General features: G+C 49.4%; 17 protein-coding genes. 14 read left to right on the top strand and 3 right to left on the bottom strand.

All coding sequences use genetic code 11. The features are described 5' to 3' along the window. The first annotated feature begins 41 nt into the window (after window positions 1–41). The 7 genes from CHH60_RS16505 to CHH60_RS16470 all read left to right on the top strand — a co-directional run bounded on the left by CHH60_RS16505 (window position 42) and on the right by CHH60_RS16470 (window position 8,177). Window positions 42–923 carry a carbohydrate ABC transporter permease gene (locus tag CHH60_RS16505; protein ID WP_095360149.1) on the top strand — a complete coding sequence of 294 codons (882 nt, stop codon included), beginning with the start codon at window positions 42–44 and terminating at the stop codon, window positions 921–923. A 56-nt stretch (window positions 924–979) separates the two neighbouring features. After that, window positions 980–1,843 (top strand): carbohydrate ABC transporter permease, encoded by an 864-nt coding sequence (locus CHH60_RS16500; protein ID WP_095360339.1) that lies wholly within the window; start codon window positions 980–982, stop codon window positions 1,841–1,843. Between the two features lie 253 nt (window positions 1,844–2,096). Beyond that, entirely contained in the window at window positions 2,097–3,506 is a 1,410-nt protein-coding gene (locus tag CHH60_RS16495; protein ID WP_095360148.1) for an MATE family efflux transporter, read from the top strand. Between the two features lie 179 nt (window positions 3,507–3,685). Continuing rightward, window positions 3,686–4,564, top strand: coding sequence for a helix-turn-helix transcriptional regulator (locus tag CHH60_RS16485; protein ID WP_095360338.1), 879 nt, complete (start codon window positions 3,686–3,688; stop codon window positions 4,562–4,564). Between the two features lie 233 nt (window positions 4,565–4,797). Then, window positions 4,798–5,508 carry a response regulator transcription factor gene (locus tag CHH60_RS16480; protein ID WP_095360146.1) on the top strand — a complete coding sequence of 237 codons (711 nt, stop codon included), beginning with the start codon at window positions 4,798–4,800 and terminating at the stop codon, window positions 5,506–5,508. Next, window positions 5,505–7,010 (top strand): sensor histidine kinase, encoded by a 1,506-nt coding sequence (locus tag CHH60_RS16475; protein ID WP_095360145.1) that lies wholly within the window; start codon window positions 5,505–5,507, stop codon window positions 7,008–7,010. The genes CHH60_RS16480 and CHH60_RS16475 overlap by 4 nt, the downstream gene beginning before the upstream one ends. A gap of 60 nt (window positions 7,011–7,070) precedes the next feature. Then, window positions 7,071–8,177, top strand: coding sequence for a hypothetical protein (locus CHH60_RS16470; protein ID WP_095360144.1), 1,107 nt, complete (start codon window positions 7,071–7,073; stop codon window positions 8,175–8,177). Between the two features lie 99 nt (window positions 8,178–8,276). Here CHH60_RS16470 and CHH60_RS16465 read toward each other — a convergent pair whose 3' ends face one another. Then, the gene (locus CHH60_RS16465; RefSeq protein WP_217989993.1) at window positions 8,277–11,888 is read right to left on the bottom strand and encodes an InlB B-repeat-containing protein; all 3,612 of its coding nucleotides are present in this window, start codon (window positions 11,886–11,888) and stop codon (window positions 8,277–8,279) included. A 432-nt stretch (window positions 11,889–12,320) separates the two neighbouring features. Here CHH60_RS16465 and trhO point away from each other — a divergent pair, with 432 nt between their 5' ends. From trhO to CHH60_RS16430, 7 genes are all read left to right on the top strand, one after another. Beyond that, window positions 12,321–13,208 carry an oxygen-dependent tRNA uridine(34) hydroxylase TrhO gene (gene trhO, locus CHH60_RS16460; RefSeq protein ID WP_095360142.1) on the top strand — a complete coding sequence of 296 codons (888 nt, stop codon included), beginning with the start codon at window positions 12,321–12,323 and terminating at the stop codon, window positions 13,206–13,208. 21 nt (window positions 13,209–13,229) lie between these two features. Beyond that, a complete protein-coding gene (locus CHH60_RS16455; RefSeq protein ID WP_095360337.1) occupies window positions 13,230–13,868 on the top strand; it encodes a helix-turn-helix transcriptional regulator in 639 nt (212 codons plus the stop codon). A 316-nt stretch (window positions 13,869–14,184) separates the two neighbouring features. Beyond that, window positions 14,185–15,240, top strand: a complete 1,056-nt coding sequence (locus tag CHH60_RS16450) for an ABC transporter substrate-binding protein (RefSeq protein WP_095360141.1) — start codon at window positions 14,185–14,187, stop codon at window positions 15,238–15,240. Window positions 15,241–15,389: 149 nt separating this feature from the next. Then, window positions 15,390–16,250, top strand: coding sequence for an ABC transporter permease (locus CHH60_RS16445; protein ID WP_236146853.1), 861 nt, complete (start codon window positions 15,390–15,392; stop codon window positions 16,248–16,250). A 2-nt stretch (window positions 16,251–16,252) separates the two neighbouring features. Beyond that, a complete protein-coding gene (locus CHH60_RS16440; RefSeq protein WP_095290912.1) occupies window positions 16,253–17,047 on the top strand; it encodes an ABC transporter ATP-binding protein in 795 nt (264 codons plus the stop codon). A gap of 164 nt (window positions 17,048–17,211) precedes the next feature. After that, complete coding sequence (locus CHH60_RS16435; protein WP_095360140.1) at window positions 17,212–18,390, top strand: winged helix-turn-helix domain-containing protein; 1,179 nt, start codon at window positions 17,212–17,214, stop codon at window positions 18,388–18,390. A gap of 80 nt (window positions 18,391–18,470) precedes the next feature. Continuing rightward, window positions 18,471–19,790, top strand: a complete 1,320-nt coding sequence (locus CHH60_RS16430; protein WP_255247958.1) for an MFS transporter — start codon at window positions 18,471–18,473, stop codon at window positions 19,788–19,790. Window positions 19,791–19,880: 90 nt separating this feature from the next. On the opposite strand, the gene CHH60_RS16425 is transcribed toward CHH60_RS16430, so the two are convergent. After that, on the bottom strand, window positions 19,881–20,462 hold the full coding sequence (locus tag CHH60_RS16425) for a hypothetical protein (protein WP_095360139.1): 582 nt from the start codon (window positions 20,460–20,462) through the stop codon (window positions 19,881–19,883). Window positions 20,463–20,495: 33 nt separating this feature from the next. Beyond that, window positions 20,496–21,038 (bottom strand): hypothetical protein, encoded by a 543-nt coding sequence (locus CHH60_RS16420; protein ID WP_255247957.1) that lies wholly within the window; start codon window positions 21,036–21,038, stop codon window positions 20,496–20,498. Window positions 21,039–21,057: the final 19 nt, after the last annotated feature.

The following is a 21,057-nucleotide window of genomic DNA, read 5'->3' as shown; positions in this document are numbered from 1 at the left end:
CACCATTTGAAGGTTAGAACGTTTGAAGGGAGGATCACGTCTTGGACAAAGTCATGTCGAACCGTCTGGTTGCTGCGCTGTATGTGCTGCCTGCGCTGCTTCTGCTGCTGGTTCTGGTCTATATCCCGATTGTGCTCACCGGATATTACGGTTTGATGCAATGGGATGGGATTGGAGCAATGACGTTTATTGGTTTGGATAACTACGCCAGATTGATTCAGGACAGTACGTTCTGGCAGAGCGCCAATCATACGTTTTTGCTCGCCCTGTTCTCTGCGCTGAGCCTGATTGGTTATCTGATGATTGCACTTGTGCTGTCAGGCAAGATCAAGGGCGCGAATGCATTTCGAAAAATATATCTGATCCCGATGCTGCTGTCTTCGGTTGCAATTGCTCAGTTATGGCTGAAAATTTATCATCCCAGTAACGGTGTGCTGAACACCTTCCTGGAAGCGATCGGATTCAGCAATCCGCCGGCCTGGCTGGCGGAGCCATCGCTCGTGCTGTATGCACTATTCGTGCCGATTCTGTGGCAGTATGCGGGCTTCTATATTCTGATCTATTATGCGGCGCTGAAAAACATCCCGGAATCTCTGGTCGAGGCTGCCCGGATTGATGGTGCGAATCCGTGGCAGATTGCCTTTCGGATCAAGCTGCCACTCATCACGGAAGTCATCAAGGTAACCGTGGTGCTCGCCGTGGTGGGCTCACTCAAGTATTTTGACCTCATCTATGTGATGACCGATGGGGGTCCAAATGGCTCCAGTGAAGTTATGGCCTCCTATATGTATCGTCAGGCTTTCCGCAGCTTCGACTTTGGTTACGGCAGTGCTGTAGGTTTTTTCCTGCTCTTGATCTGTCTGGTGGTCACATGGTTGCTCCGCAAGGCGACGGCTTCCAAAGATACGATCGAGTATTCCTGACGTGAACGTAAAATGAAAGGAGGTCTATCCTGGTGAAGACGGATACGGCTGTTCGGCTGCCCGTACATCCGGAGACGGGCCAAGGCTCAGCATGGTTAAGAAGGTTTGGATATGTGCTGCTGTATGTGCTCTTGTCTCTGGTGGCTGTGCTTCAGATATTGCCCTTGATCTGGCTGCTGTTATTCTCGCTCAAAAATAATCAGGAAGTATTTGACATGGCTCCTTTTTCCCTCCCGGCTACGCCGCGTTGGGAGAACTATGTCAAGGTATGGACGGAAGGTAATATCAGCTTATACTTCTTCAACAGTGTATGGATTACGGTGGTTTCTGTGGTGTTTACGGTTCTGTTTGCCAGTCTCGTCACGTTTGCAATCACACGGATGCGCTGGAAGGGACGTTCGTTGGTGCTGGGGCTGTTCATGGTGGGTCTGATGATCCCGGTGCACTCCACGCTGATCCCACTGTTCAGCTTGTTCCTGAAGCTGAATCTCACAGACCATCCGTTATCGGTCATTCTGTCTTACATTGCATTTAATATGCCGATCACGATTATGATCCTGCTTGGATTCTATTATTCACTTCCGAGAGAGGTCGAGGAGGCGGCGGTGATGGACGGATGCTCAGTGAACCGGATCTTCTTCCGCATTGTACTGCCGATGACCGCTTCCGTAATTGCGACAACAGCCATCATTAACATGATCTATGACTGGAACGAATTTATTTTCGTCAATACCTTCATTAGCTCGGATGCGTATAAAACGCTGACGGTTGGTGTACAGAACTTTATTGGGCAGTATACCACCGATTGGGGTGCCATTGGTGCTACGCTGATGATCAGCATCCTGCCGATCCTGATTGCATTTCTGGTGCTGAGTGAACGGATTGTTGAAGGGATCGCGGCCGGTTCGGTCAAAGGATAATGGTCCGGTAATTGTCCGGTAATGCCCTTCTATTAGACGCATCGTCTGCGTTTAATAGAAGGGTTTTGCTATGTCTCGGCGACGTCTACAGAGCAATGTGGCGGTGACTGCATGACAGGTTTTATGAAACAAAAAAATCCCTATTTCTGGTATTTCAAAAAACTTTCAATTATTTTCACAAAACTACTGCATTTTCAAATTACCTGTGCTAACATACCCTATGAAATCAAGCCCACGTTAGAAAGGTGAGAAAATGACAGCAATATCCTCGACCAAAGAGTCCCTCCGTTCAGATGCCAAGGATCTGAAGCTGATTCGGCTGACCTGGCCGATTTTCCTGGAACTCTTCTTGTTTATGTTGATGGGGAGCGTAGATACGCTCATGCTTAGTTCGGTATCGGATAATGCAGTCTCCGGGGTGGGCGCAGCCAACCAGATTATTTCGATTGCCATTCTTGTACTGGAAGTTATCGGACATGGTGCTGCGATTGTAGTAGCCCAATATATAGGTTCCAAAAAACTGAGTGAAGCAGCACAGGTTACAGGGAATGCGATTACGCTGAACCTTATGGTTGGGCTGATCCTGAGTGTTATTTTTCTGGTGTTTGGTGGACATTTATTGACACTTCTGAATATTCAAGGCGAAATCTATGATTACGCTCGTTCGTATATAAGCATTGTCGGGGGCGGGATTTTCCTGCAGGCTCTTATCAATGCGCTGGCTGCAACCATTCGTACACACGGGTATACCAAGGAAACGATGTACGTATCCGTGTTTATGAACGTCATCCACGTGATTGGTAACTATGCCCTGATCTTTGGACACTTCGGCCTGCCCAAGCTGGGCGTGGAAGGGGCAGCGATCTCGACGGTGGGGAGCCGTTTCATCTGCCTGCTGATCTTCTTCTGGCTGTTGTACCGTGTGAGTGAGGTACGGGTAGAGTTCGGTTATTACATTAAATTGTCCAAAAATTTTATCGGCAAAATTCTGCGCATCGGCATTCCGTCTGCGATGGAATCCATGGTGTATCATTCCTGCCAACTCATATTTACGTTGTACGTGACCTATCTTGGTGCGGAAGCCATGGCAACCAAGCAATATGCCGGCAATATCTCCAGCTATATTTATCTGTTCAGCATGGCGATCGGCATGGGTACATCCATCATTGTTGGTCGTCTTGTGGGGGCACGCCGCAAAGATGAGGCATACAAACGGGTATTCGACAGTGTAAAATGGGCCCTTCTGGCCACCGTTATTATTGACGTGATTATTATTATTTTCCGCGTGCCATTAATGGGTATCTTTACGGAAAACCCGGAGATTATCAAGCTGGGCGCTCAGGTACTCCTGCTCAGTCTTTTGCTAGAAACCGGACGTACCTGCAACATTGTCATTATCGGTTCCCTGCGTGCGGCAGGGGATGCCAAGTTCCCGGTATATATGGGGCTGATCTCGATGGTATGCATGAGTCTGCCTCTCGGATATCTGCTGGTGTTCCAGCTTGATCTGGGGCTGGCAGGTGTGTGGCTTGCCATTGCGGCAGACGAATGGACACGTGCGGTCATTATGTACTTCCGCTGGAAGAGCCGGGCGTGGGAGAAACATGAACTGGTGGAACATGATGAGGACGAGGTTGGTGCAGAGCCGGTTCCAGCAGTCTGATTGTTTGGCCACGTTTGGATATACAGCTTTCAAGAAAGAGCCTGTCAAGGACATCGTTGTCCCTGATCCGGCTCTTCTTTTTTATATTTTCCGCAAAAATGATCAAAACGGCTGCTTGTCGAACACGTATAGTAAGGATATGGAAGGGGGTTAATCTCCACTTGAGCCGTTATCAGGAGATGATTCAGGACAGCTTGTTCTATATTGAGACACATCTGCATGAGGAGATCGGACTGGAAGAGGTGGCGTCGGAGGCTTTGTTATCGCCGTATCACTATCACCGGGTATTCCGGGATGAGGTGGGCATGACCGTTATCGATTACATTCGTCATCGCCGGATGAGCTTGGCTTCTACCGCACTGCGCTCCACGGATGCAGGCATTTTGGATATTTCTCTCGCCTGTGGCTTCGAAAGTCAGGAAGCATTCACCCGGGCCTTTCGCAAAATGTATGGCATGCCGCCTGGACGTTTTCGCAAATTGTTCGATCTGAGAATATTCGATCAAAAAACCAGAGGAGGAGAGTTACAGATGAATTCTGCAACGGCAATCAAAGGCTGGATGTTAACCGGAAGCCACCCGCAAAATTATGAAATGGGCATTGACCCTGCCGAAGTTCATCAAGGGAAGGCCTCGGGGTATTTGAAGGCCGTAACACCCATGGAGCCGAATGAGTTTGCCACGATGATGCAGCAATTCCGTGCAGACAAGTATGTGGGGAAACGTATGAAGCTGTCCGGCTTTGTCAAAACCGATCGTGTGGACGCATTCTGCGGATTATGGATGCGAGTGGATAATCATGTCCAGGACGTGCTGCAGTTTGATAATATGCATGACAGGCCGATCACGGGGACACAGCCCTGGAATCAATACAGCATTGTGCTGGATGTTCCCGCAGAGAGCGCAGTAATCTCGTTTGGAGTGATCCTGAACGGTAAAGGCAAGGTCTGGGTGGACAGCTTCCGCTTCGAGGAAGTAGACCTGAATACGCCCTTGACCCATATGGAGACGGAATATGAGATGTCGGACGAGCCAATGAATTTGTCGTTTGAAGAATAGCTTGATCGTTCGCATGCTGGTAAGCTCAAAAATGGTAAAAGACGAAGGCCGATCCATTCCAGGTGAGGTCTTTTTGCCGTGTATGGGTATAAAAAAAGTGAAGCGAAGTCCAAGCTTAGAGAATACGGCTTATCGTATAGATTATATAGTCCTCCATGGATTATCCGGCCAGACCTTGTTAACATAGATCCAGGAATAATGAACTTATGACATCAATAAAGAGGATGAATTCGATGACTAAAAAAGTGCTTGTGGTAGATGACGAGTCAAGCATCGTCAGTGCCATTGCTTATGCGCTCCGGCGCGAAGGATATGAAGTGGAGACAGCAAATGATGGCGAGGAGGCACTGGTCAAGGTGGCGTCATTCCATCCGCAGGTCATGATTCTGGATGTCATGATGCCAAGGCTCGATGGATACGGCGTATGCCGCAGACTGGAGGACCGCGAGGATATCGGTATTATTTTGCTGACTGTGAAAAATGACATCGTGGACAAAATCGTCGGATTGGAAATGGGCGCCGATGATTACATGACCAAGCCGTTTGAGATTCGCGAGCTGCTCGCCCGGGTGAAAGCGCTCATGCGCCGGGTGGAGAAGAGCAGTCCACCGCCAGACGAGCAGAAGAATCAGGCCATCGTTAATGGGGATTTGCGCATTCATGTGGCTCACCGGACGGTGACGGTGAGGGAAGAAAAGCTGGATCTTACACCCAAGGAGTTCGACTTGCTAACCATCCTGATGTCCAATCCGGAGCGGGTGTACACCCGTGATGATCTGCTGGATCGGGTGTGGGGCATGGAATACGCAGGAGGCACACGCACAGTGGATATTCATATTCAGCGTTTACGCAAAAAAATCGGTGATACGGATCAGCAAAAGCTGCAGACGGTGTACGGCATTGGCTATAAAGCGTCAGCTCCGGAACCGGGCGGTTCGGCATGAGGGTCAGCATCAAGCTGAAATTCAGCGTGTTTCTGGCGGCATTGCTCATCCTGACCGTTGTGGTGCTCAGTTCACTCGTTCTGCGAGGAATTGAACGCAACCAGCAGTCACAGATCGAGGGCATTCTGTCGCAGCAGACGCGTCTCGTCAATCTGAATGTGCGTCAGGCCTACTATACGGAAGCCATACGGCTGGAGACGGATGCCTTTCTGAAGCAAAATGGCCGCAGGCTGGCCCAGGAACTGGCAAACTCGACAGGTCTGCCCATTGCGCTCTATGACATGAATGGGACACAGGTAGGCTCGTCCATTACACCGGGTGAGAGTCTGGAGATCCAGGAGACGCTGAACTATGCTCTGCAAAATAAAATCGCCTACCGTGAACAGGGGGACACGCTGCTCTATGCGGCACCGCTGGATGGTCCGGATGGGCAAATGGGTGCGATATGGATGCAGTACTCGGTCCAGAGTTACCATGAATTCTACGCACGCATTTTACAGTTGTTCCTATGGGCGGGAATTGCCGTCGTTGTATTGAGCTTTATTCTCGGGTACCTATTCTATAATCGGTTCGCGGTTGCGATAACCAAGCTGAAGAAATCAGCGGATTCCATTCGGGAAGGCGAGTATATCAGCGAATCTCCTGTTAAACGCAAAGATGAACTGGGCGAACTGGGGCAAGGCATTTATTACATGAGCACGTCCATTCAGCAAAACATTACAGGCATGCATGCAGAGCAGCAGAAGCTCCAGCTGGCCATTGAGAAGCTGCAGGCACTGGAACAGCAGCAGAAACAATACATCGGCAACATCAGCCATGAATTCAAAACGCCGCTAACCTCGATTATGGCCTATGTGGAACTGCTTGATATGTATCGGGATGACCCTCAGCTGCTGGAGGATGCATCCAGCAACATTGGCAAGGAAACGGAACGGTTATACGAGATGGTCGAGAAGGTGCTGCATTTATCGGCATTGGAGAAATATGATTTTGAGAACCAGGCGGAGGATGTAGAGGTGGGTGCGCTGCTGGAGGACGCCTGCGGACGAATGCGAGGCAAAGCTGAGAAGTTTGCGCTTCGTATGGAGCTGGACATTCAGCCTGCCGTTATCCGCAGTGATCGGGAGAGCCTCATGCATATCTTCATCAATCTGCTCGATAATGCGATCAAGTATAACGTGCCTGGCGGCATCATTCGGGTACAGAGCGAGCAGCGGCCACAGACGCGTGAAGCGATGATTCGCATCTACAACTCGGGTCTGCCGATTCCGGAAGAGGCAAGAGAGAAGATCTTTGAACCTTTTTATACCGTCAACAAGGACCGGGCGAGAAAAACAGGCGGAACCGGACTCGGTCTGTCACTCGTGAAGCAATTTGTAGAGAAACAGGGCGGGACGATCACCCTGCTGCCGGGTGAAATGAAGAATGAGGAAGGAACAACGTTCCAGCTTGTTCTCCCGCTCGCCGATTCAAGTTTACAAGTTGGAAACAAGTCTGAATAACTTTGGAAGTATGACATGTGTATGCTTGGTCTATAGCAGAGAAAGCAGGGGGGGACCATGATGAATTGGAAGCAGGCGGCACTCAGTACATTGGGTGCGTTAGCTCTGTTGTCCGCAGCAGCTTGCGGGGGGACTACGGCGCCGGGAGGCAGTACACCAAGCGGAAAAACGGGCACGGATATCACGGTAAAAGACAATACGAATACATCGGTGTATCAGAGCTTTAAACTCGAGAAAATTGACAAATTGCCCAATATGCGCGGCGTGGCCTGGCTAAGTGATGACTGGATCGTATCGGACAAAGAGAACACGTCAATGAAACCCGTCACGGTTGAAGGCCAGGAGAGATATCCGCATAACTTATATATGTACGATCTGGCGAAAGGAACCGATACACCGCTCAAGGAGAGCGAAGTCAGTCTGAGCTCGCCGCTCGTCTCACCGAATGGTCAGTACTTGTTCTACCGGGAGCCGGAGGAATCGACAGGCAAAGGTTTCTTTCTGAATTTGCACAACGGGGAGACGGTTAATGCGGGCCAGGAAGATGGATTCGTTCAGGAAGGCGCATGGCTGGATAATGAGCATGTTGTCTTTCCGAATATGAAGGGAGACCTCGTCTCAGCCAGTATTGATGGTACAACCAAGGTTTTGGTCGAGACGGGCAATTTCAACGTGCGCAGCGTCAGGGTCTCAGGCAGTATGATCTACTATATTACCGGTGAAGACGGACAATTGAATGCTTATGATACAACCACAGGTGACGTGAAGCAGGTCCTGAAGAGCGTGGAGTGGGTTATTCCGTCCAATGATGGAACCAGGCTGGCCATTGTGAAAAAAACAGCGGATACGAAACGGGCGCTGGTGCTTACCGATCTGGAAGGCAACGAGAAAGCGACGCTCGCCAGAGGCACACAGATCTTCGGGACCAGTTGGTCCGGGGATGACTCCAAGATCGCGTACACGATTAACTCGGAGAGCGATGATGAGAAGGGTTTGTTCGTCTCCAATACGGAATCAGCAGAACAATTCCAGATCTCGGCTGATATGGACGATATCTCCGATCCACTCGCTTGGAGCCCGGAAGGCAACAAGATTCTGCTGTCCCAAGCGGTGCTGCAGAATGAATCGTATCATTTTGTCACTTCTGTTATTACAATCTCGGAGTAATTATAGCAAAAGAGCCTGTGTTCTGAGGTGTATCCTCTCCAACTGTTTTATACAGTTTAGAGAGGGTGTTGCCAGAACACAGGCTTTATTTATGGAACTTTAATTTGGCATACTCATGAGCAGCTTCACTGCTTCGGCACGCGTCGTGTTGTCTCTTGGCGCAAAGGTGTTCAATCCCTTACCATTCAACAGCCCGGACTGTTGCATTCCAGCAACCGCTGCTCTCGCCCATACAGGAATCTGTTCGTTATCTGCAAAGGTTGAGCTGGTTCCGGATTCTGTCTTCAATTGCAGGGCATTCGCCACCATGACGGCCATTTCTGCACGGGTTACGGCATCATTTGGACGGAAGGCACCGCCCGAGTCCCCTTGAATGAATCCTGCCTGTACGGCACGCGCTACGGCAGACTCTGCCCAGGCGCCTATGTTTGAGCGGTCCGTAAATGATAAAGGTGCTTCTGCATAATCGGCTTGCAGTGCATTCATCAGCATTACTGTGAACTCGGCACGTGTAACGGATGCGTTTGGTTTAAACGATCCATCCACATATCCCTTCACGATGCCATCACGGACAGCTTGCTGAATGAGCTCTTCCGCCCAGTGACCTTTTATATCGTGTAATGCGACTTCTACTGGAGCGTTAGGCTGATCAACCGCGAATACAGCAAATTTGGTGAAATGATTTACGTCGACTTGGATCAGATCGCCATCCATAGAGGATTCTCCAGCAGAAAACCATATCTTTTCTTGTTCATCAAAATAAAATAGTTCAGCTCGCTGATTGCTTCGCAAGCTTGATCCGTCGAAGGCCATCTTCAAGGTTACGGGTTTGTCGAAATTCTTAGTCACATTTTTGAGTAGTTCATATACCGGGCTGAGCAGCTGGGCTTGATTGGTCAGCAGATCGGATGAATCTTTAACCTGATCGATGGTGATCTTCAGCTCCTGATTCATCGCCCCGGCAGGAATAGTTAATGTGATGCCATTTCCCAAACTTACTTGCCCTGCCTGCCCCGCTGCCAGTGTTAAACGGCCATTTGTTGATGAGTTCGCCGAGTTGGGTGACGAGGAGTTACTGCTCGATCCGTTACTGTTCTGGCTACCGGAACCACCGCCGTTATTACCATTGCCGCCTGATGGTGGAGAAGGAATTACGTTCCATTTCGCATATAAGGTAAGATCGGCGATCATCTCCGTTTGATCAAAGTCAAACGGTGTCTTCAACTCAGGATCGACGTACCATCCACTAAACGTGTAGCCTGAACGGCTTGGTGAAGCCGGAGCTGTAAGCTTATTCCCGTGCTCAATCAATACATCATCTACGGTAGATCCACCAAGAGTATCGAAGGAGATGGTGTACTTGTCAGCAGTCCATTTCGCATACAGGGTGATATCGCCGGTTACAGGTGTGTTGTCAAAGTCAAAAGCCTGACTCAAACTTGAATCGGTGAACCATCCAGCAAAAGTGTGCCCATCTTTGGTTGGGTCATCAGGAGCCGCTACCAATTCATTATATTGAATCGATTGATCGTCGACCGCCGTACCGCCGTTAGAGTCGAAGTTAACGGTGTAGGAGTTGATCGACCATTTCGCATACAGGGTGATATCTTTGGTTACGACTGTGTTGTTGAAATCAAAAGCCTGACTCAAACCTGAATCCGTGAACCACCCAGCGAAAGTATGCCCATCTTTGGCTGGAGCATCAGGAGCCGCTGCCAACTCACTATATGGAACGGACTGGTTATCGACCGCCGTACCGCCATTAGAGTTGAAGTTGATGGTGTAGGAGTTAATCGACCATTTTGCATACAGAGTAAGATCGCCAGTTACAGGTGTATTGTCAAAATCAAAAGCCTGACTTAGACCTGAATCGGTGAACCACCCAGCGAAAGTGTGTCCAGCTTTGGTTGGATCAGTAGGAGCCGTCGCCAACTCGCTATATGGAACGGACTGATCATCGACCGCCGTACCGCCGTTAGAGTCGAAGTTGACGGTGTAGGAGTTGATCGTCCATTTTGCATACAAGGTAAGATCGGTAGTTACAGGTGTATTGTCAAAGTCAAAAGCCTGACTTAAACCAGAATCGGTGAACCATCCAACAAAACTGTGTCCAGCTTTGGTTGGATCAGCAGGTTCGTTCGTTTTGTCTCCGTAATTCACGTTCTGTTCAGGGACCTCGGAACCGCCATTACTGTCAAAATGAATGGTCCGCGGCGTATGAAAGCTGAATTGAATAGTTGTTGTGTTGCCTGCACGATCCGTGACAATCAGTACATGATCTCCTTCGGCCTGAACGGTATCTCCATTGTTAAATGGGAAACCATTCAACGTCGCTGTACCTTCATTAAAAGTGATGACTGGACCAGTGGTATAGACTCCGTTTTGGGTAACGCCTGTAACAATAGGAGGATGAGTATCCACCGTAAAGTGAATCGTTGTTGTACCAATGCTATTGGTAACGGCCAGGGTATAATCTCCATCTACCGTGACTGTAGTGCCGTTTGTAAATGGAGCGCCATTTAGCAGTGCGGTTCCATTATTAAATCTAGGTGTGACCGCTTGATTGTACATTTTGCCGTCGGTTACGCCGCTAACGATGGGGGCTGTAGTTTGCTCAATCGTCAGGGTAACTGCCACAGGTATACTTTCACCCCATTCGTTATAAGCACTGTAAGTGAAACTGTCAGTTCCTACATAATCAGTCACCGGAGTATACATAAACGAGCCGTTGGGATTCATAACGAGTGTTCCGTACATCGGCCCACTTTTCAATATAGCGGCAGAAGCGGCTCTATCGTTGGAAAGTACGCCTGGGGCAGAAACAACCAAAACGGTGCTTTGGTTAGTAACATAGTTGTCTTCAATGGCTTCCGGGAGTTCCCCGCCGTCTAAAGTCGGGAAAACGCCTGTGTTGGCAACATAATAAACGAAAGCAGACTGGCTGCTGTTGAGATTAGGTACGTTAAAATTAACTTGACCATCACCCCCGAACCTGGTGCCGAGTAGACTAAATAAGGGCTGATTTTGGTTGATGGGCAGTGTTAGTCCGTTTGCCGGTATCCAATGGTTTGTCGGGAGACTAACCAGCATAGGTATGATCTCACCTATATATTCGTCACCTGTTCCATTCTCAGCACGCTGGGTTGGATCCGTAGAAATCCCATAGTAAATGATATCGTTCATTTTGGGCATGTTAGGAAGTTTAAATGTGGTACTCCCATCTCCGCCATAAGTCGTGCCGATCATCTGATATAAATCGCTGTAAGTGGATGTGGATACTTCTTGGCCATTCAAGGCTAACCAACCTGGAGGGGTGAACCGATACGGAAACAGACGAACTTCTCCAAGAACAGATGGTCCCGCACCATAAATACTTTCATCACGCGAAGGGAAAATTCCGTTTAACGCTAAGTAATAGCCCATGCCATCAGGTGCAGCCCCGGATAGATTGGGCAATGAGAAGGTTGTTTTTCCATCCCCCCCAAAATTATTTCCGAGGAGAGAGTAAAGAGCCGTATTTTGGGTGATCGACATCGATTGCCCTCTAGCTGGCATCCAGCCCCGAGGTATTGCACTGTAGGGAAATAATCGGATCTCCCCAAGGTAAGGCTCTGCTCCCGCTGCCTGTGCCCGTTCAAGAATACCGGAGTTGCTCCACAGACCACTCAGTCCAATCAGGAAAACCAACCAGATGATACTTACTTTTTTCAATAAAGTTAAACTCACAATCTCATCCCCATTTTCCTCATAAATAAGTTCACGTTATGCTTATCCCCATCCACTGCACTTTCGTGATTTACAGTGGTAAGCCATATAATGATGAGCATAGTGTACTGGATACGAAGGCAAAAATGAATATGATTTTAATTCAAATTTAAAATAAATTTTGATATCTTCCAGAGACACCTCAATTATGGTTGGAATGTTCCAAAACTTTCATCCCTTTCTATACATTTATATTGACTAAGCCCTTCCGATTCCGATAAACTAGAGTGCAGGAATAAAAGTCGTATGTTGGGCAGCAGTTCGAGACGATGTTTCGGGCGGCTGTTTATTTTCTTTTTTAATGAGCAAGGTTGCAACGTTGTAGGCTTGTCGGATGATCCGGCCAATATCAACATGGAATAGGAACAGGTGATACACATGTGTAACAGCGCGTACCGCGTGCTTTTATATTATAAGTTCGTGAAGATTGAAGACCCCGAGACATTTACTCAAGAACATCTGCAATACTGCAAGGACCTGGGTGTAAAAGGCCGTATTCTAATTGCATCGGAAGGTATTAATGGTACGGTATCCGGCACGCCGGAGCAGACGGAGCAATACATGAAGGATATGCATGCCAATCCGCTGTTCAGCGATATGGTATTCAAGATTGATGACGTGGAAGAGCATGCGTTCAAAAAAATATTCGTTCGTCACAAAGCGGAGCTGGTAACCTTCCGCGTAGACGAGGATCTGGACCCGAACGTGACTAGCGGCAAACGCCTCTCGCCGAAGGAATTCCACGAGCATTTGCAACGTGATGACGTCATCGTCATCGATGGCCGCAATGACTACGAATACGAAATTGGTCATTTCCGCGGAGCCATTCGTCCGGACGTTGAGTCGTTCCGCGAGTTTCCGGAGTGGATCCGGGAGAACCTGGGCGACATGAAGGACAAAAAGATCATTACCTACTGTACTGGCGGCATTCGCTGCGAGAAGCTGACCGGTTTCATGATCAAAGAGGGATTCCAGGACGTGGCTCAACTGGAAGGTGGCATCGTAACCTACGGTAAGGACCCTGAGGTACAAGGTCGACTGTTTGATGGTAAGTGCTACGTATTTGACGAACGTATCTCCGTGCCGATTAACCAGACAGAAGAGGATATCGTTATTGCCAGCTGTTATCACTGTGGAACGACACATGACCGATATATTAATTGTCCAACCTGCAACCTGCAGCATGTGTGCTGTGAGGATTGCGAAGAGACGCATAACCGCTTTTGCTCGGATGCTTGCCGGGAGGCAGCACCAGTACACGCATAAGCAGGAGAGCAGGTGCTGCACGTGAAGCGTGAAGACGAAATGACGACGCGTGAACGGATTTTGTTCATGCTGAAGCGGCAGGGCACGATGACCGCAAGAGAAATGACAGCCGAACTGGGACTGACCGGCATGGCGATTCGTCGTCATCTGACGGCACTGGAGCAGGATGGACTAATTGAAGTTCGGGAGGCTCGGGCCACAGCCGGACGCCCATCGTCGGTGTACCACTTGACCGCACGCGGAGATGGTTTTTTTCCAAAATCCTATCCATCGCTTACGCTTGAACTGCTGGAAGAACTGACGGAGTCTGCCGGTGAAGGCATTGTAGACACGCTCTTCGAGAGTCGGCGCGACAAGCTGCTCCGGAGCAAATTGCCCCAGATGGAGGGCCAGGATCTGGCCGGGCGTGTGGAGGAGTTGGCACGCATACAGAATGCTAATGGCTACATGGCTGACGCGTCGAGAGAAGAAGACGGTTCTTATGTGCTGACAGAGCTGAACTGCCCGATTGTACAGGTGGCGAGCGTATATCGTCAGGCTTGCCGCTGTGAATTGGATCTTTTCCGTTCCTTGCTGCAGGCAGATGTTGAGCGCACGGAATGTTACGCTGAGGGCGGCAAAAAATGCACATACCAGATTCGCGAAGCTGCGGGAAATTAGTTTATAAATAGAGATTGTTTCGATCATTCGAAACAGTCTCTTTTTTATTTTGTGTAATGTTTTCTATCACGCTTAAGGAATAAACCAAATTGGAAGCGGTACAACCATTGACGGGAAAGAAGTCGCACCTTAATATTAGAGAAACACAAAATGACCAATACGAGTCATGGACTTCAGTCGCATGAGGAATGTCTATGTTTGTCTGCTTTTGTCGATAAAAGCAACAATGCGTTGAAGCGTTCGCTTTGTCCCGCCCTATCGTGTCACTAGGATGAGAGATGGGCAACACATTTAGAAGATGGAGAGGGGTTCTCACATGAAAAAGAAATTCTGGATGTCACTGATGATGGTTGCCTCAATGATTGTAGCCGCAGGTTGCGGAAATAACAGCAGCACGGGTACGGGTACGGAATCCGAAGGATCCGGTACTACAGCAAGCGAAGGTACTGCAGAAAAATCCTACCGCATTGCCATCTCGCAAATTGTGGAACATCCATCCCTGGATGCAACACGTGAAGGATTCATTGCGGCACTCAAGGAAGCGGGAATCGAAGAAAACAAAAACCTGACCATTGACTACAACAATGCACAAGGGGATTCAACCAACAACTTGTCCATTGCCCAAAAAATCGCAGGGGATTCGAAGAATGACCTGGTGCTCGGGATTGCTACCCCATCTGCACTGGCACTGGCTCAGCAGGTCAAAGAAAAGCCATTGCTCTTCGCAGCAGTAACGGACCCGCTAGGTGCCAAACTGGTTAGTGACTTGGACAAGCCAGGCGGCAATGTCACTGGTGCATCGGATACGAATCCGGAAGCAATTGTGCAGTTGGCTGATTTTATCGCGAAATACATGACGGACGTAAAAACGGTAGGTTTGGTCATTAACGAGGGCGAGCCGAATGCCGTTGTCATGGCAGACAATGCCGAAAAAGCACTGGCAACACACGGAATCAAGCTGGTCAAAGCTCCAGTTACGAATACATCTGAAGTTAAACAGGCAACAGACTCTCTGGTAGGCAAAGTGGATGCCTTCTATATCACACTCGACAACTCGGTTGTCAGTGCAGTGGATACGATCATCCAGACAGCAAACAGCAACAAAATTCCGTTCTTCTCCAGTGACCGGGACACGGTTGAAAAAGGTGCTTTTGCTACCGTAGGTTTCAAATACTATGACCATGGATATCAAGTGGGCGAAATGGCTGCGGATATCCTGAAGAATGGCACGAAGCCTGGCGATATGAAAGTAACGGTTCCGGACAAGCTCGATCTGATCCTGAATCTTAAAGCAGCTGAAGCTCAAGGCATCACCGTTACCGACGAGATGAAGGCTGAAGTACAAGATCAGGATAACAACATTATTCAATAATCTGACCGGATGACAACCGGCAGTACGGAAGCGAGGCGGACGTGCAGTGGGTTCGCCTCATTCTTTTCGATAGACAGGGAGGAAGTAGCGTGAGTATAAGTTGGAATTCAATCGAAGGGGCAATCGAGCTCGGTCTGTTATATGCCCTCATGGCCCTTGGTGTATATATTACGTTCCGGATTCTCGATTTTCCCGATCTTACCGTAGACGGAAGTTTTACAACAGGAGGCGCAATCGCGGCGGTTATGATCTCCAATGACTTTTCTCCTTGGCTCGCCTGTTTGGCGGCAATGGCTGGAGGAATGATAGCTGGAGCCTGTACCGGTCTGCTGCATACCAAAGGCAAAATCAATGGATTGTTATCCGGGATTCTCATGATGATCGCCCTCTATTCCATTAATATGCGCATTCTTGGTGCGCCGAACAAATCCATTATGGGAATGGATAATCCATTCTCGGGCGAGCATGTCATGGTGCTGATCATCATTGTTGTACTGGTATTTAAAATCATGCTGGACCTGTTTATGAAAACCGATATTGGACTGGCATTGCGCGCCACAGGCGACAATAAACGCATGATCCGCAGCTTCGGTGCAAATACCGATGTAACGACTATCGTCGGCGTCAGTTTGTCCAACGGACTGGTTGCCTTGTCTGGGGCATTTATTGCCCAGCAATCAGGCTTCGCAGACATTACGATGGGGATTGGTATGATCGTGATCGGATTGGCCTCCGTTATTATCGGGGAAGCCATTCTGGGTGCAAGAACGGTATTCTGGGCAACGCTCGCTGCTGTGGTCGGTTCGATTATTTACCGGATTGTCGTTGCGCTTGCTCTTCAGGTCGAATGGTTCGATACCTCTGATCTGAAGCTGATTACCGCGGTAATCGTCATTATTGCTCTTGTCTTCCCAACCATGCAGCGCTCCATGAAGCAGAAGAGCCTTGCTCGCAAACGAACGGAAGAGCTCATGCGATCCACGGGTCAACAAGCGAAGGGAGGCATGTGATCATGCTGGAGATTTCACATGTGACGAAGCTGTTCAATCCGGGAACGACAGACGAGAAGACAGCACTGGTTGGCGTGAATTTGACGATGAATCCGGGGGATTTTGTAACGGTCATCGGCAGTAATGGTGCGGGGAAATCTACGTTGATGAATATCATATCTGGTGTAATGAAGCCGGATATGGGTGATGTGCTGATCAATGACCGGTCCATCAAAAACCTGCCTGAGCATAAGCGCAGCAGCTGGATCGGCCGGGTGTTCCAGGATCCGATGGCAGGAACGGCACCCCATATGTCCATTGAAGAAAACATGGCAATGGCGTACAAACGCGGTAAAGGACGCGGCCTTGGCTTCGGGGTTACCCGGGCAAGACGGGAGATCTTCAACGCCCAGCTGCAGAAGCTGGGGATTGGACTCGATAAGCGTCCCAATGCCAAAGTGGGTCTTCTCTCGGGCGGGGAGCGCCAGGCACTCAGCCTTCTGATGGCAACCTTTACCCAGCCGCAGATTCTGCTGCTTGATGAACATACGGCGGCACTTGACCCTTCACGTGCCGAATTGATTACCGAGCTGACCGAAACGCTGGTCCGTGAGATGAAATTAACGACCCTGATGGTAACTCACAATATGGAGCAAGCGATTCGTCTGGGTAACCGTCTGATCATGATGGATAAGGGCAGAATCATTCTGGACGTCAGTGAAGAGCGCAAGCGCACATTGACCGTACCTGAGCTGCTGGGCGAATTCGAGCGCATCAGCGGCAAAAAAATGGCAGACGACCGCGTGGTACTTGGCTAAGCCAGTCCATACGCTGGGCGTATTATACAGAAAACCTTTTGCGTACCCGCAAAAGGTTTTTTGTGGTATGTTGTTTTCTACATGAACGAATACCAGGTTTAGTTTAATCACATTATGAATGAACCCAAACAAGAGATAAGCAAGCATATACAGGGGGACCAGGCATGTCATTGCAATTTGATGAAGGTACATATACCGTAACCCGGCGCACGGATTCCATCCAGCTGCTCGCGAAGGAATTCGCGCTTTTTCATTTTCTATATGAAAACAAGGAAAAGGCATTTACCCGCAGCCAGCTGCTGGATAGCGTATGGCCGCTGGAGTATCCGGTTGAACGCACTGTGGATGACCATGTGTACCGGCTGCGCAAGAAACTGAAGCATTGGGAAGAAGTTTCGCTGGATACGGTGCGGGGCTACGGTTACAGACTAACCATACGGACGAATATGGCAGTGCTGCCCGCCAACCCCTCCGCACACGATCTGGAGATACGGGAAGTGATTCATGGATTGTTCCGCAAATATCATTTGTTTGGACAGGGGAAATCGATGTTAACCTTGTTTGATCAGCAGGATGCTCTGGGTATCCAGATTGATTCGTTCTATCAGCTGTATATCCATTTTATCCAGGGGGATCTGGAATGGCTAATGACCACCGAGGAATTCCCTTTTGAGGAGCGTTTATACTGGCTGCTGATTTTTGTACACGCGCTAATCGAACCAGCGGAGAGTTTGCATCTGTATGAGCAGGCATTGAATTCACCCGCGCTGTCTGCGGATCAGCTTCGGGAGCTCCGTATCTTGAATATTGTCGAGATCTATGCAGAGGTTGGCCAATATCGGCGTGCCAAAGCACAATTAGTAGAGACGTATCACGTCATTGAGACAGATCATCTGATCAATTTCAAGCTGCCCGTATCCCTGTCGGAGTTGTACGTAGAGTTGTGGGGCGGCAGTGGTGAAAGAGTAGAAGAACAGATGAGCATGTTACGTTCAAGTCTGAAGGACGCGCCATATTTGCGTGAGATTGGACGATTTCAGGTCATGGAGGGGCTGTGGCTGCTGAGGCAGGGGAGAGCTCGAGAAGCAGAGCCTAGAATGGATGACGGGCTGGATGTTCTCAAAATGACATTGAACGCACCACTATACATTAATTCAGCGAATCAGATCTTATTATTCATGGCACACCACCGCATTGAGGGACGTCTGGTTCATAAATACCGTCAAGTCTATGCTGAAATTGCCAAAGAATACGGTGTCCCTATGTATGGGCAGCGTATTACGAATGAAGTCCGTGCGTATTTATCCCCATTTTCTCCAGCGTCTGATCTTCCTCTGATATAACTCTCGTATGATTACAGCCAAGGGACATGTAAGCCTGACAACAAGGCTGTAATCAGAGGAGTAGGAGGAAACCCCCCATAATGAATACTGTTTCAAATGAATCTCATCGCTCATCACCTTCGTCCCAAATGCCACCCGCAAGTTTGTGGACCAACTTCCGCTTCATGCGCATGTTTATTGCGTATGCGCTCGCTACCTTCGGGGATTGGTTCGATGCCCTTGCCATTCAGATATTGGTGGCCTATCGATGGGGTGCCGATCCACTGATCATCGCACTGATTCCCGTCTGTATGGCTGTCCCGGGTATCCTGCTGGGTTCGGTCGCGGGTACACTTGCAGATCGTCTGCACAAAGTAAAGATCATGCTGCTCTGTGATGTAATCACCGTTGTGCTTACAGTTGCCATTTTGTTCGCGCCAAGCGCGGCATGGCTGCTTCCGCTTCTGGCCCTGCGAGCCATGATGGGCGTATTCCACATTCCGGCCCAGCAGGCGCTGACGCGTCAAGTGGTGGCCGAGGAGCATCTGTTTCAGGCATCGTCTCTGAACGGCTTTGTCGGACAGTGCTCCAAGGTGGCCGGACCGCTTCTGGGTGCCGTCATCCTGGCGGTATTTTCACCTCAGATTTGTATTGTGATCAATGCCTGCACCCGTCTAATATCCGGGTTGGTATTATGGCCATTGCGACGGTTAACGGAGAAGCCGGAACACTCTATAGGTAATGAGACACAAGATCAGCAGGACCAAGCAGAGACGGAATCGGTGCTGACGCAATGGACGAAAGGCTGGAGCTTTATACGAAACAGCCGGGCCATTCTATGCACGCTGTTGTTTGGCTGTTTGGGCCTAATGGCCATTCTGATGATTGATTATCAGTTCGTGACCCTTTTCCGAAGCATCAAGCCTGGGAATGAAACTTTGATCGGGTGGCTGGGCTCATCGGCAGGTGCAGGTGCTGTTATTATGATTCTGCTGCTGAATCGGCTGCCGCGAGTCAGTTATGGATGGGGGCTCGGTGGAGGTTTTGTCCTTATTGGCGCAGGTATTGCTGCACTAGGCTGGGTAGTTCCCCTTACCCCGGATGTATGGATTATCGTTTGGGGGCTGTGCATTGGTCTCGGAAACGGCCTCTCTATGGTCACTTTGAATTATTTGCTGCAAAAGGAAACCCCTCCTGCTTATGTAGGACGTGTCTTCGGCATCCAAAATTCGATGTCCAGTGTTGTGCTTGTCGTTGCTCCGCTGGCAGGTGGTGCGCTGATTCATATTATGGGGCCCGACCTTACCTTTCAATTCATCGGCATTGCTACGCTCGCTATTGGAGTGGCAGGCATCGTATTGCAGCGTGTATTGTGGGGAATCCGGGAATCACATGGCAATGTCCTGAAGGAACACGTATAACATCTATATCTGGTGTGAAAAGAAATACGCTAAAGCCGCTTCCGGTTCGCCGGAGGCGGCTTTGACCGTTTGGAAAGGTAGAGGTATTCATTAGACCTCCCACCAAGCAAAGTAGGCTGTGGATGCCAGCAACCCTGCAACGGAAAGAGAACCACTGACCGTCAGATTAATGGCCTGACCTGGCGGGACAACATAGCTCCCAAATACGCTGGAAGAAAAGGGCCCTGCTTGCAAAGGCATCGTCATTAGCGTGGTTGCTCCGGTAGGTGCAGCGGTGGAAAATCGTACAATTGCAACACTGGTGTTGGTACTGGACAGATTGCTGTTCACGGATGGCAGCGTACTTGGCGAGGTCAGTGTTCCATTGGCACTCAGGACCATGGAGCCGCTGAAGGAGGACAGGAGGTTGAGTGCAACCGTAATTCCACCGGAGAGCTTTGATAAGTACAGCGTTCTCCCACTTCCCGAAGGGTTGCTTAACTGGACCGTCGCAATTACGCTTCCGCCCAATAATCCAAGGGTGGTGGAGTTGGTTGTGCCAGAATTGAACAAGCTCCCAGAGATTCCTGCATTATTTTCCGGTGGGGCAACAATGCCTGGAGATGTATAGGTATTGGTGTTGGATGTATACACAGGCTGAGTTAGCCGGTTGAACACATTATTATTCGGCAAGGTATTCACCACCCTTTCCTTCATGGTTATCTGTCAGAATTCCCACCAGAACAAATTAATGGCTGCCGTCTGATTCCCAACACCCACGCTAACGGATAACGTCTGTCCCGGTGTCACGATAATGGAACCGTTGAAGTTCATCCGAAACATGCCGGCGGTTAGCGGAAGACTTAGCAGGCTTGTAAACGCACCGCCCAGCGTCCCTGTATTTTGCCTCGTCGTGACTACACTGGTATTCGTACTGCCAAGCAATGTATTCACTGGGACGGGTGTACTTCCCACCGTAACAGTACCCCCGGAATATACGACAAGCGTAGCCGCAGCGGTTGTTCCACCTGATATGCTCGATATTCGCAAGGTTCTGCCGCTGCCAGCAGCATTGAGAATTTGCAGAAGTAGGTTTTGGTTGGAAGGAATCGCGGCATTATTGGTGGTTAAAGCGAAGAAGCTGCCGGCCGAGGCTGCACCGCTCTCTGCCGAAGCCTCAATTCCGGGGGCGGAAAATGTATTGGTAAGCTGGGTAAACAGGGGACCGTTAGATTGGTTGAACACGTTATAGTTCGTTATCTTACCCACCTCCGATTTGATAGAACTG

Source organism: Paenibacillus sp. 7523-1, from assembly GCF_002276415.1.
In the GTDB taxonomy this organism is placed as follows: Bacteria; Bacillota; Bacilli; order Paenibacillales; family Paenibacillaceae; genus Paenibacillus; species Paenibacillus illinoisensis_A.
This window is presented reverse-complemented; position numbering and strand designations above follow the sequence as displayed.